This is a genomic window from Paraburkholderia sp. GAS334 (assembly GCF_050436625.1).
GTDB lineage: Bacteria > Pseudomonadota > Gammaproteobacteria > Burkholderiales > Burkholderiaceae > Paraburkholderia.
On record NZ_JBNDMO010000062.1, the window covers coordinates 1 to 13,507 of the forward strand.

11 protein-coding genes and 1 pseudogene are annotated in these 13,507 nt (G+C 62.4%); all 12 read right to left on the minus strand.

From position 1 onward, the window contains the following. Positions 1–71 precede the first annotated feature (71 nt). Entirely contained in the window at positions 72–578 is a 507-nt protein-coding gene (locus P3T21_RS37375) for an NAD(P)H-dependent oxidoreductase subunit E (protein WP_429260891.1), read from the minus strand. 81 nt (positions 579–659) lie between these two features. Then, on the minus strand, positions 660–1,985 hold the full coding sequence (gene oxlT, locus P3T21_RS37380) for an oxalate/formate MFS antiporter (RefSeq protein ID WP_429260881.1): 1,326 nt from the start codon (positions 1,983–1,985) through the stop codon (positions 660–662). Between the two features lie 257 nt (positions 1,986–2,242). After that, positions 2,243–3,655, minus strand: coding sequence for a pyruvate kinase (pyk, locus tag P3T21_RS37385; protein ID WP_429260882.1), 1,413 nt, complete (start codon positions 3,653–3,655; stop codon positions 2,243–2,245). A gap of 50 nt (positions 3,656–3,705) precedes the next feature. Continuing rightward, a complete protein-coding gene (gene pntB / locus P3T21_RS37390) occupies positions 3,706–5,097 on the minus strand; it encodes a Re/Si-specific NAD(P)(+) transhydrogenase subunit beta (protein ID WP_429260883.1) in 1,392 nt (463 codons plus the stop codon). Positions 5,098–5,106: 9 nt separating this feature from the next. Further along, entirely contained in the window at positions 5,107–6,690 is a 1,584-nt protein-coding gene (locus P3T21_RS37395; RefSeq protein WP_429260884.1) for a Re/Si-specific NAD(P)(+) transhydrogenase subunit alpha, read from the minus strand. A gap of 1 nt (position 6,691) precedes the next feature. Then, positions 6,692–7,471: a fumarylacetoacetate hydrolase family protein gene (locus P3T21_RS37400; RefSeq protein WP_429260885.1), complete on the minus strand. Its 780-nt coding sequence runs from the start codon at positions 7,469–7,471 to the stop codon at positions 6,692–6,694. Between the two features lie 117 nt (positions 7,472–7,588). After that, complete coding sequence (frc, locus tag P3T21_RS37405; protein ID WP_429260886.1) at positions 7,589–8,836, minus strand: formyl-CoA transferase; 1,248 nt, start codon at positions 8,834–8,836, stop codon at positions 7,589–7,591. Between the two features lie 45 nt (positions 8,837–8,881). Further along, positions 8,882–9,118, minus strand: coding sequence for a hypothetical protein (locus P3T21_RS37410; protein WP_429260887.1), 237 nt, complete (start codon positions 9,116–9,118; stop codon positions 8,882–8,884). A 63-nt stretch (positions 9,119–9,181) separates the two neighbouring features. Further along, positions 9,182–9,277 (minus strand): annotated as a pseudogene (locus P3T21_RS37415) (histidine kinase); the annotation flags it as partial. A gap of 139 nt (positions 9,278–9,416) precedes the next feature. Then, positions 9,417–10,667 (minus strand): formyl-CoA transferase, encoded by a 1,251-nt coding sequence (frc, locus tag P3T21_RS37420; RefSeq protein WP_429260888.1) that lies wholly within the window; start codon positions 10,665–10,667, stop codon positions 9,417–9,419. A gap of 25 nt (positions 10,668–10,692) precedes the next feature. Continuing rightward, complete coding sequence (gene oxc / locus P3T21_RS37425; protein WP_429260889.1) at positions 10,693–12,405, minus strand: oxalyl-CoA decarboxylase; 1,713 nt, start codon at positions 12,403–12,405, stop codon at positions 10,693–10,695. A gap of 855 nt (positions 12,406–13,260) precedes the next feature. After that, the coding region (locus P3T21_RS37430) for an IS4 family transposase (protein WP_429260890.1) at positions 13,261–13,507 on the minus strand (247 nt) is incomplete at its 5' end.

Here is a 13,507-nt window from a genome sequence, read left to right on the forward strand (position 1 = left end):
CATTCTTACAGGATGCCGAGAACACGCCAGGTTTGCAACAAAAGCAAAAGGCCGCCCGACGGGCGGCCGCGCTATCCTTCCCCGCCCTGAAGGGCCCTGAAGGGCGAGGTTTGACGCGCAACCTGATCAAGCAGCGCGTCGAACTTCTGCGGCGTGACCTTCGCGTGCAGCGTGCCGTTGATCATCAGCGCCGGCGACAGCGCACACTGGCCGAGGCAGTACATCGATTCGAGGCCCACGGCCGCGTCATGCCGATGGCCGCCGTCGTGCCCGGCGTCGAAGCGGCAGCCCGTGCGTGCCTCGATGTGCTGCGCGAGCGCCTCGGTGCCCATGCTGCGGCACGCTTCGGCGCGGCACAGCTGCACCGTGACCGGCGCCGCAGGCTGGGTGCGGAAGTGATGGTAGTAGGTGATGACACCGTGCACTTCCGCGCGCGACAGATTCATCGCCCGCGCCAGCGGCGCGACGGCGGCAGGCGGCACGAAGCCGACGTCGTCCTGGATCGCGTGCAGCACGGCAAGCAGGGAGCCACCACGGCGGATATGCCGCTCAATCAACTCCTTCGAATCGGCCAAGATAGTCTCCTGCAGAGCGGCCCTGAGATGCCTTCACGTTTTGATCCCGCATTGCACGCCGAACACGCACTGCTTCAGCGGCGCTCACTCGTGCGAACCGAGAGGCGACGGTCGAAAGCAGCTTTCCGGTGTCGTGCTGGGCGCAGCGGAGTTCAGAATCCAGCGGCGTCGCATCGGATACAGGATGAACTTCGCCGACACACCGGCCATCAAGGAAATACACGCAACGAAGATGAACACCGCGTTCCATCCACCGTGCGCGGACAACAGCGAAGCCACAGGCACCAGCATGGCGGCAGTCCCTTTGGCGGTATAAAGCGTACCGGCATTCCCCGCCGCGTATTTGGCGCCGAACGTGTCGGCACACGTCGCAGGGAAATTCGAGAAAATATCGCCGTAGCACAGGAACACGAGCCCGGAAAACAGCACGAACAGGTACGGGTTGTGACCGAAGTGCATCAGCCCCAGCAGCGCCAGCGCTTCGCCGATAAAGGTCATGAACATGGTGTTCTCACGGCCGATCCGGTCGGAGATCCAACCGCATAGCGGGCGCGTGAAACCGTTGCACATATTGTTGATCGACAGCGTCATCGTCAGCAGCGGCAACGTCACGCTCAGCACGCTGACCGGCATAGCCGCAAAGCCATACTCCTTCGCAATCGGACCGATCTCCGCAGTGGCAATGATGCCGCCTGCCGCGACGCACACGAACATGGCGTACATCACCCAGAAAAGCGGTGTGCGAATCATCTGCTTCGTCGTGTAATCGGTCTTCGTTGCGACGATGCGCCTGACCCCAGCCGCATGCGCCGGCGGCTTCGGGCGCACCAGCAAGGTTGCCAGCAGCAGGATGCAGACACCCTGGAACACGCCGAAAAACACAAACGCATGCTCGTACCCGGCGCTCTGGATCATGTTGGAGATCGGGATCACCGTCAGCGCCGCGCCGGCGCCGAAGCCCGCCGCAGTCAGACCGGCGGCCAACCCGCGCCTGTCGGGAAACCACTTGAGCGCCGTGCCCACACAGGTGCCGTAGACGCATCCCGCTCCGATACCGGCAATCACAGCGGCGACGTAGAGGGCCGGCAGATTCGGCGCATAGGCATCGAGAATCCAGCCCAAACCAGCGCAGATCGACCCGCCGATGACGACAGGGCGAGGACCGAACTTGTCGACGAGCCAACCCTCGACAGGTACCAGCCAGGTCTCGGTGATGATGAAAATCGAAAACGCCAGCTGGATGGCGGCTTGCCCCCAGTGGTGTCTGGCGTCCATCGGGATGACAAAGAGGGTCCATGCGTATTGAAGGTTCGCTATAAGACCCATGCAGGCGATGCCGGCTGCCAGCTGGACCCAGCGGTTATGCCGCCGCGCCGTATAGCCGCTGAAGGCTGTGTCAGTCTGTAACACGTTCTCTGTCTCCGTCTATTGACTTGTTTGCTTGCCTGATCAAAACACCTGTACGTCAAGCCTGAACTGTCATGGCGCTTGAACCATGATGGACGGCTTAAACAATTAACAAAAGTTAAAGTTTCTTCTGCGTCATATTAGCTATCGTTAATACATCCCCGAAGCTTTGCAGTCACTGCGAGCGAGCGCCCGCGCACGATCGCAAGCGCTCCGGCCATTTATCTCCGTCTACCCGTCCAGCTTGCGTGCGGCGTCGCCTAGACTCTGGCGATTCGCAGCAAATTGGTGGTACCAGATTCGCCGAACGGCATGCCCGCCGCGATCGCCACCGGGTCGCCTGAATTTGCAAAGCCCTGTCTCACGGCGATGCTGCACGCGGCACTCACCATCTCGTCGACCGATTCGACGTCAGGGCTGACTGTGGAATGCACGCCCCACACCAGCGCAAGACGCCGCGCCGTCGACAGCTTCGGCGTGATGCTGAGAATCGGCGCGACCGGACGCTGACGGGCGGCCCGCAGGCTGGTGTGTCCGGACGTCGTGTACGTGACCGTCGCAACCGCAGCGATGGTCTGCGCGACATCGCGCAGTGCCGCGCAGATTGCGTCTCCCGGTGTGCCCAGCGGAAGTTCATGCTGGGCATCGAGCAGGCTCCGGTAGAGCGGATCATGTTCGACCTCCTTGATGATCCGCTCCATCATCGCCACGGCCTGCACGGGAAAGCCGCCGCTGGCCGACTCCGCAGACAGCATGACGGCATCCGCGCCATCGTAGATCGCCGTCGCGACGTCCGATGCCTCGGCGCGCGTGGGCACCGGTGCTGAAATCATCGATTCGAGCATCTGCGTCGCAATGATCACCGGCTTGCCGTGGCTGCGGCAGGATCGAAGAATGCGCTTCTGCGCGCCCGGCACGCGTTCGGGCGGAAGCTCGACGCCGAGGTCGCCGCGAGCGACCATTACCGCATCGGCCGCATTCACGATCTCATCGAGCCGATCAAGCGCTGCCGGCTTTTCCAGCTTGACCATCAGCCCGGCGCGCTCTCCAATGAGTTCGCGCGCGTCGATCAAATCCTCCGGACGCTGTACGAACGACAGCGCAATCCAGTCGGCGCCGAGCGACAACGCAAATTCCAGATCGATCAGGTCTTTCTGGGTCAGCACGGGAATCGGCAGTATCGCGTCGGGAACATTCACTCCTTTTCGATCCGAAAGCGTTCCTCCGTGCAACACGTGTGTGCGGATCCGCTCGCCGTCGTTGTCGAGCACTTCCAGGCGCAGTTTGCCGTCATCGAGCAGCAGCGACTGGCCGGCGGCGACGACGTCGAAGAGTTCCGGATGGGGCAGGCATACGCGATTGGCGTCGCCGTCCGCCGGGTTCCGGTCGAGCGCGAATTCGGCGCCCGTCACGAGCATCACCTTGCCCTCGGCGAACGGGCCGACGCGCAGCTTCGGTCCCTGCATGTCCGCGAGAATCGAAATGGGCCGGCCCGAAGCACGCTCGACCTCGCGAACCAGCTCATGGCGCCGCCGATGGTCCTCGTGCGAGCCGTGACTGAAATTCAGCCGGAATACATCGGCGCCGGCGTGAAAGAGTTGGGTAATCGTTTCGAGATCAGAGGTCGCGGGGCCGAGGGTCGCGACGATCTTTGCTTTGCGTAGGCGGATCATAATCGGTCAGTAAGGTGAAGTTACGGGCGAGCGAGCGCGGCAACAGCCGATCAAGCGTCGAGCTGTCTGAGCAATGCGTCGACGCTGCCCTTCGCATCGCCGAACAGCATCCGGGTGTTGTCCTTGTAGAAGAGCGGGTTGTCCACACCTGCATAGCCGGTCGCCATGCTGCGCTTGGACACGACCACCGTGCGCGCTTTCCACACTTCGAGCACCGGCATCCCCGCGATCGGACTGCCCGCATCCTCAAGCGCACCCGGGTTCACGATATCGTTTGCGCCGATCACAAGGACGACGTCCGTGTTGGTGAAGTCTTCGTTGATCTCATCCATTTCGAGCACAATGTCGTACGGCACCTTCGCTTCGGCAAGCAGCACGTTCATGTGGCCCGGCAAGCGTCCGGCGACTGGATGGATGCCGAAACGCACCCGCACGCCGAGACGATCGAGCTTGCGAGTGATTTCGCTGATCGTTGTCTGCGCTTGCGCCACCGCCATCCCGTAGCCCGGCACGATGATGACCTCGGACGCGTCGCGCAAAATCGCGCTGACTTCGTCGACGCTGGTCGCCACCACCTCCCCCGCGATATCCGCCGAACTCGTGCCGCTCGCCGCGCCGAAGCCGCCGAGAATCACCGAGATGAAACTGCGGTTCATCGCGCGGCACATGATGTAGCTAAGGATCGCGCCGCTCGAACCGACCAGCGCACCGGTCGTGATCAACAGGTCGTTGCTCAGCATGAAGCCCGTGGCCGCGGCGGCCCATCCTGAGTAACTGTTCAGCATCGACACGACAACAGGCATGTCCGCGCCGCCGATGGCCATCACCAGATGCACGCCGAGCGCCGCGGCGAGCACGATCATCACGAGCAATGCGACGATGCCGTCCGCGCTCGACAGCGCCGTAAGGAACCGGTAGCCAATCGCGACGCACAGCACCAGCGCGAGCAGGTTCAGCCCATGCCGGCCCGGTATCACAAGCGGTTTGCCGCTAATCGTGCCCTGCAGCTTCAGGAACGCGACGATCGAACCGGTGAACGTGATCGTGCCGATAAACACGCCAAGATAAATCTCGGACAGGTGAATCACCCGCTCCGCGCCGCCGAACTCGCCGGCCGGCATCAGATAGTTGGTAAAGCCGATCAGCACCGCGGCCAGCCCGACAAAGCTATGCAATATCGCGACCAGTTGCGGCATCTGGGTCATCTCGACCCGCCGCGCCAGCAGCGCGCCGACCGCTGCGCCGATCACGGCCGCCGCCAATACGACTTCGATCCCCGCGCCCTGTGCGATGATCAGCGTCGCAACGACTGCGATCAGCATGCCCGCCACGCCATACAGATTGCCGCGGCGCGCGCTCGTCGGATGACTCAGTCCGCGCAAACTCAGGATAAACAGCGTGCTCGCGCCCAAATACGCAATGTTGCCGATTCCGTTCAACATGACCACTCCTTAGTTGCGCTGGAACATCTTCAACATGCGTTGGGTCACGAGAAACCCGCCCGCGATGTTGATCGTGGCAACCAGCAAAGCGACGCCGCCCAGCACCGTTACCAGCACATTCGGCGTGCCGAGTTGCAGCAGCGCGCCAATCACGATGATTCCGCTGATCGCGTTGGTCACGCTCATCAGCGGCGTGTGCAGCGCCGGCGTCACATTCCAGACCACCTGGTAGCCGACGAACACCGCTAGCACGAACACCGTCAGATGCGCGACGAATGCGGGCGGTGCGACCGCGCCGAGCGCGAGCAGCGCCAACGCCGCTATCGCCAGCAAGACGAGCGATGTGTACCGCGAGCGAGCCGCAGCGGCCGCTTGTTCCGCGGGATCGACGGGGCTCGCCACGGGCTTGTCGGGCGGCGGGCGATGCGCGGCGATCGCAGCCTGTTTCGGCGGGAGCGGCGGCCAGCTGACAGCGCCTTGATACACGACGGTCGCGCCGCGCATCACGTCGTCATCCATGTCGATGCGCGCGACACCGTCTTTCTGCGGCGTCAGATCGGTCAATAGATGGCGAATGTTGGTGCCGTAGAGCTGACTCGATTGCGTCGCCATCCGGCTCGGTAAATCGGTGTAGCCGATGATCGTCACGCCCTTGACCGACACCACCTCGCCAGGCTGCGTCAGTTCGCAGTTGCCGCCCTGCTCCGCGGCCATGTCGACGATCACGCTGCCTGGCCGCATGCCCTCGACCATCGCCGCAGTAATCAGCTTGGGCGCCGGCTTGCCCGGAATCAGCGCGGTGGTGATGATGATGTCGACGTCCTTCGCCTGCGCGGCGAACAGCGCCATCTCTGCTTCGATGAACTTCGCGCTCATCTGCTTCGCGTAGCCGCCGGAGCCGCTGCCTTCCTCTTCGACATCGAGCTTGAGAAACTCGGCGCCCATGCTTTCGACCTGCTGCTCGACTTCAGGACGTGTGTCGAACGCACGCACGATCGCGCCCAAGCCGCGCGCCGCACCGATTGCAGCGAGCCCGGCGACACCCGCGCCGATCACCATCACTTTTGCGGGCGGCATCTTGCCCGCAGCGGTGATCTGTCCGGTGAAGACGCGCCCGAAATGCTGCGCGGCTTCGATCACCGCGCGGTACCCGGCCATATTGGCCATCGAGCTGAGCGCGTCGAGCTTCTGCGCCCGCGAAATGCGCGGCACACAGTCCATCGCCAGCACGCTCGTGCGGCCGTCGGCGAGCTGCGTGAGCAGCGCCGGGTTCTGCGCGGGCCAGATGAAACTGATCAGCATCGCGCCTTTTTTCAGCAAGGTCGCTTCGTCCAGCCCGAGCTCCGGATTCAGTTCGGGCGCGCGCACCTTGATCACGATATCGGCATCGGCCCACAACGCACGGGTGTCGCTGACCACCTGCGCGCCGGCCGCGCGATACGCGTCATCGTCGAATGATGCCCTAAGGCCCGCGCCCGCTTCGACGTTCACCGCGAAGCCGAGCTTCAGCAACTGGCCGACGGTTTCGGGCGTCGCCGCGACGCGGCGTTCGCCCGCGCGGACTTCGCGCGGCACTGCAATCGTCATCGCCATGTCAGGCCCCTGATGACAGCGTATTCGACAGCACGCCGATCCCTTCGATCGACACCTCGACCGTCGAGCCGTCTTTGATTGAGCCGATGCCAATCGAGGTGCCGATAGCAATGACGTCGCCGGGCAACAGCGTCATGTCGTGCGAGATCAGGCTGACCTGTTCGGCGGGCGAGAAGATCATGTCCGACAGCGGATAGTTCTGCCGCTCGACGTCGTCGAGCCGCGTCACGACGTGCGCATTACGCCAGTCGAAATCACGCTGGATCGCAGGACCGATGCAGCTAAACGTATCGAAGCCCTTCGAGCGGCACCATTGCGCAAAGTTGGGGTCTTCGTTCAGGAGTTCAGCCGCGGTCACATCGTTGATGCACGTGTAACCGAAAATGTAATCGTTCGCCTCGTTTACCGGGACGTTGCGGCAGCGCTTGCCGATCACGATTGCGAGTTCCCCTTCGTACGCGATCTTGCCGCCGTAGGCTTGCGGCCGCTGGATGGGTTCGCCCGGGCCGACTACGGAGGTGGAGGGCTTGATCAGAAATAGCGGATGGGAAGGCGCGGCCTTGCCGAGTTTCTCCGACAGCGCGCGGAAGTTGTTCCACAACGCGACCACCTTCGTAGGAACACACGGATTGAGCAGCGCCACGTCATCGAAGCTCAGTACGTTGGCGCTTGGGACCGCGTCGCCGAACATATCTCCTTCGTATTCAGTGACGCGATGGTTTTCCAGCACGCCGAAACCAATCCGGCCATGGGCGAGCCGAAAACGTATCCACGATTTCATCGGAATGTCTCCTGCGATTTTTTTGCTGCAATGACGCGACCGATCAGGCCGATCGCGCGGCGATGTCTTTTACGGCGTGCGGCGCGTCAAATGCGTGCCGACGGTTGGCTTACGCGCTCATATCGCGCCGACCGCACGTAAATGCGCGATCTGATCCGGGTGGTAACCGAGTTCGGCCATCACCTCGTCGGTGTGTTCGCCCAGCAGCGGCGAGCGCGTGACCTCGGTCGGACTGTCCGACAGCTTGATCGGATTGCCGACCGTCAGATACTTGCCGCGCACCGGATGATCGACCTCGACGATCGTGCCGGTCTTGCGCAGCGACGGCTCCTCGGCGATCTCCTTCATCGACAGGATCGGGCCGCACGGAATGTCGTACCTGTTGAGGATTTCCATCGCCTCGAACTTCGTTTTCGTCATCGTCCAGCGCTCAATATCGGCGAAGATTTCCTTCAGATGCGGCAGGCGTGCCGCGGGCGTCGCGTAGTTCGTATCGGTGGCCCATTCCTCCTTGCCGATCACGTTGCAGATCTTTGCCCACACCGGCGCCTGTGTGATGAAATAGATGTACGCGTTGGGGTCCGCTTCCCAGCCCTTGCACTTCAGGATCCAGCCCGGCTGGCCGCCGCCCGACGCATTGCCCGCTCGCGGCACCGCTTCGCCGAAGGTGCCGTTCGGATGTTGCGGATATTCGCGCATGACGCCGGTGCGTTCGAGGCGCTGCTGGTCACGCAGCTTCACGCGGCACAGGTTCAGCACGCCGTCCTGCATCGCCGCGAGCACGTGTTGACCACGCCCTGTCGTTTTTCGCTGATACAGCGCGGTGACAATGCCGAGCGCAAGATGCAGCCCGGTACCGCTATCGCCGATCTGGGCGCCGGTGACAACCGGCGGACCGTCGTCGAAGCCGGTAGTCGACGCCGCGCCGCCCACGCATTGCGCGACGTTCTCGTAGACCTTGCAGTCTTCATAAGGGCCGGGGCCGAAGCCTTTGACCGACGCGACGATCATGCGCGGATTCAGCTCCTGGATCCGCTCCCACGTGAAGCCCATCCGGTCGAGCGCGCCCGGTGCGAAGTTCTCCACCAGCACGTCACATTTCTGGATCAGTGCTTCGAGAACCTGCTTGCCTTCCGGGTTCTTCGCATCGATCGTAACGGAGCGCTTGTTGTGGTTCAGCATCGTGAAGTACAGGCTGTCCGCATCAGGGATATCGCGCAGTTGCTCCCGCGTGACATCGCCCGCACCGGCGCGCTCCACCTTGATCACATCCGCGCCGAACCACGCCAGCAACTGTGTGCACGTCGGCCCCGATTGCACGTGCGTGAAGTCGAGGATCCTCACATCCTCCAATGCTTTGCCCATCTCGCGTTCCCCTAAATTGATCTGTACCCGCCCCGCACGCCCGGGCTACCGGGTTGCCGGACTGAGCAGCGCCAGCGCCACGCGACGCGCGCCGGCGATGGCGGCTTCCTCGCTTTCAAAAACAGCCTCGTCGACGACCTGCTGGTACGGCAGGAGATCGGGTTGCGCCGGATGATTTTCTTCGGCCGTGCGAATCCCCACGTAGGCGGTCCAACCGCCGTTATGGATCAATTGCATCGCGGACAACTCGAGCCGATATTGTCCAAGTACTTCGACGTGCATCGGATGCCTCCTGATAGATCGTCACAAGAGAAAGTCAACCGGATCGACGCGGCTGGCGCTGCGTTACGCTCCCGCTTGGGCTTCCAGTTCGGCCAGGCGTTTGCGCAGATTGCGCTCCCCCTGGAAGCGGCTGGTTTCATCGCGAATCACCGCAACCAGTTGTTCGAAGATGGTTGTTTGCATAGCGATACCGGAAATTGAAAAAAGCGGCGGTTCAAGTGCAGACGGCGTCCGCCTCGGGCGCCGTCCATGCAGGCTCCGAAAATTCAGATACGTCTAGTTCTACCTGCTTGCGCCGTCAAACAGCCTTGACTTCGTGCAGGGTGAAGATTTCCTGCTTGCTGTATCCGAGACTCGCCAGCACCTCGTCCGTATGCTCGCCCAGTAGCGGCGAAGCGGTGATTTCGGGCTTCAGGTCCGAGAACTTGATCGGGCTGCCCACCGTGAGGTACGTGCCACGCTTCTTGTGCGGGACTTCCACGATCGTGCCGCTCGCGCGCAACGACGGGTCGTTGGCGAGTTCCTTCATCGACAGAACCGGCGCGCACGGAATATCGAACTTGCGCAGGATATTCACGGCTTCTAACTTGGTCTTGTCGGCGAGCCACGCCTCGATCGTCTCGAAGATTTCGAAGATGTGCGGTTGACGCGCCTCCGCCGTCTTGTAGGCGGGGTCGTCGATCCATTCGGGCTTGCCGAGCGCACGGCAGATTGGCTCCCACGCGTGACCCTGCACGGTGAAGTAGATATACGCGTTCGGATCCGATTCCCAGCCCTTGCACTTGAGCACCCAGCCCGGCTGGCCGCCGCCGCCGGCGTTGCCGCCTCGCGGCACGACGTCGCTGAATTCACCGTGCGGATATTGCGGGTATTCCTCGAGATAGCCGACGCGTTCAAGGCGCTGCTGGTCGCGCAGTTTCACGCGGCACAGGTTCAGCACGCTGTCCTGCATCGACACCGCCACCTTCTGCCCCTTGCCGGTTTTATCGCGTCCGATCAGCGCGGTCAGAATGCCGATTGCCAGATGCATGCCGGTATTGCTATCGCCGAGCGCCGCGGCGCTGACGGTCGGCGGGCCGTCCCAGAAACCGGTGGTCGATGCCGCTCCGCCTGCGCATTGCGCGACGTTTTCGTAGACCTTTAGGTCGTCGTAGTGATGGCCGTCGCTAAAGCCTTTCACCGATGCCACGATCATCTTCGGGTTGAGTTCATTGAGGCGCTCCCAGGAAAAGCCCATCCGGTCGAGTGCGCCTGGGCCGAAATTCTCCACCAGCACATCGGATTCGCGAATCAGCTTTTCGAGCACTTCCTTACCTTCGGGCTTCTTGGTGTCGAGCGTCAGCGATTTCTTGTTGCTGTTGAGCATCGTGAAATACAGCGCGTCGGCGTCGGGGATGTCGCGCAACTGATTGCGGGTCACGTCGCCGGAACCGGGGCGTTCGACCTTGATCACATCAGCGCCGAACCAGGCAAGCAACTGCGTGCACGCAGGACCCGCTTGCACGTGGGTGAAGTCGATAATCTTGATGCCGTCGAGGGGTTTGCTCATTTGATATCTCCTGAGGTTGCCAGGGTTACTTTTTCATCGCCGCGCTTTGCGGGTTCAGATTCGTCAATCGGCCGCTTTCCGTGCCGGCTGCTTCGTCGATGACGGCGTTGATCAAGGTCGGCTTGCCCGATGCGATCGCTTCGACGAGCGCCTTCGTCAGTTTTTCCGGTGTGGTCGCGTTGTAGCCGATGCCGCCGAAGGCTTCGATCATCTTGTCGTAGCGCGCGCCCTTGACGAACACGGTGGGGGCGACGTCCTTGCCGCCGGTCGGATTCACATCGGTGCCGCGGTATACGCCGTTGTTATTGAAGACCACGGTGCAAACCGGCAGGTCGTAGCGGCAGATGGTTTCGAGTTCCATGCCGCTGAAGCCGAACGCGCTGTCGCCTTCGATCGCGACGACCGGCTTGCCGCTCGTCACCGCCGCGCCGATGGCGAAGCCCATCCCGATACCCATGATTCCCCACGTGCCGGAGTCGAAACGCTTGCGCGGTTCGTACATGTCGATGATGCTGCGGGCGTAATCGAGGGTGTTGGCGCCTTCGTTGACGACGTTGATGTCCGGGCGCGTCTTCAGCACGTCGCGGATCGCGCGCAGCGCGCTGTGGAAATTCATCGGCGACGGATTCTGCTCCAGCGTCGCTGCCATCTTCGCGAGGTTCTTGTCCTTGCGCTCCGCGATCGCCCTCGTCCACTCGGCGCCAGGCTTGGCGAAGCTGGAATCGATGCCTGCCAGCAGCGCCGACACGCACGAACCGATGTCGCCGATGACCGGCGCGGCGATGGCCACGTTGCTGTCGATTTCCGTGGGCGAGATGTCGATCTGGACGAACTGCTTCGGCGCCGCGCCCCACGTCTTGCCCTTGCCGTGCGCCAACAGCCAGTTCAGGCGGGCGCCGATCAGCACCACGACGTCGGCCTCCTGCAGAACGAACGAGCGGGCGGCCGATGCAGATTGCGCATGGGTGTCGGGCAGCAGCCCCTTGGCCATGGACATTGGCAGGTAGGGAATGCCGGTCTTTTCCACGAACGCACGGATCTCTGCGTCGGCCTGAGCATAGGCAGCGCCTTTGCCGAGCAGAATCAGGGGGCGCCTGGCGCCCTTCAGCACGTCGAGCGCGCGCTTCACCGAGTCAGGCGCCGGAATCTGGCGCGGGGCCGCGTCGACCACACGCACCAGCGATTGCCTCCCCTTCTCGGCGTCGATCGTCTGGGCCAGCAGTTTCGCCGGCAAGTCCAGATAGACGCCGCCGGGACGGCCGGACACGGCCGCGCGGATCGCGCGTGCCACGCCGATGCCGATATCTTCGGCGTGCAGGACACGGTAGGCGGCCTTGGCGTAAGGCTTGGCAGCGTTCAGCTGATCCATCTCTTCATAGTCGCCCTGCTGCAGATCGACGATCTCCCGCTCGCTGGACCCGCTGATCAGGATCATCGGGAAGCAGTTGGTAGTCGCGTTGGCCAGTGCAGTCAGGCCGTTCAGGAAGCCTGGCGCGGACACGGTCAGGCAGATTCCGGGCTTCTGGGTCATGTAGCCGGCGATCGCCGCCGCGTTGCCCGCGTTCTGCTCGTGACGGAAGCCGATGAAGCGCATCCCTTCAGCTTGCGCGAGGCGCGCCAGGTCGGTGACGGGAATGCCCACCAGACCGAAGATGGTGTGGATGTCGTTTTGTTTCAGGGCATCGATGACCAGATGGAATCCGTCGGTCGTTTCGGTAGCTTGTGCATCGTTTGTCATGTTGAGATGTCTCGCTGTCTTGCCTTCTATTGAACTTGTGCGACGCGGCGGGCCGTCGTTACGGCGACTTGCGCGGCAACCTGCAGGTGGAGGACGCGGAGGATGTGCAAGCCTTCATCAACCGGCCGTCATTGCGGTTGATGAGGTGGTCTGGGGCAGGGGTTTCCGAGGTTCTGGCATGACGTCTCTCCTCGACGGGTTGTGGCGTGCGTTGTGATATACAATATTCCACATACCGTATTTGTTCAAGCGCATTTTGATGCCGCGATGTCATTGCTGCGCTGCGATGGACGTGAATCGCCCGAATTCAAGGACGACCCACGGAAATCAATTTGCGACGCACAAAGCTTCGACAACGCCGAAATTGGCCTTCGCGTCGAATGCTGACGGGCCCGCTTCGATGGGTGTGCCAATCGAGCGGTCAGTGGAATGTAATAGTTCGATTTTTAGAGGACGCGCTGCCAGACACCCAGAGGCGCGTCGGCGCTCGAACCCGGAGCAGGTGCACGCGCGCGAGCCTGTGCGGGCGCGATCATCTCGCGGCCGCACAGGCTCGGCGGCCGCAAAGATCGACGCAATGAAACCGGCGGGTATTCACGTGGCCGCTTCACTGGCGACGTTGGGTGACACGATGGTTCGTGTGCGATGAGGGCCGCTCGGTAAGCGCGTGTGAACAAGGTGAGGGCGAGAAGGAGAAGCGCTGCAACGACGCGTCGGGCGTTTCAGCGCTGCGCCGCTCCGGTGCTTCGGGTTGGCGTGCTCGGGTCGCCCTCTCTCCGGTTGCCCTCTTGATCAGGTTGCGCGTCAAACCTCGTCCTTCAGGGCTCAGGATTACCCACAAGTTGAATGATCATGCTATTCGTTTTGCCTGAAGAGCTGATACATCTTCGTGATCTCGTGCAATATAAGGAAGCCTCGCCAGATGACAGTCGGGCCCGGTGGTCGGTCATGCTTGCGATTCAGGTAGCCGCCAAGCATTGCGATCCACAACACCGCTTGCTGCAAGCGTGGGGTCTTCTTCGGCGGGTGCCTGGTATGGTGCGTATGGCAATACAGCGCCTGCCATTCGACGGGTTGCAGCAATACTTCGCAAGACAGATCG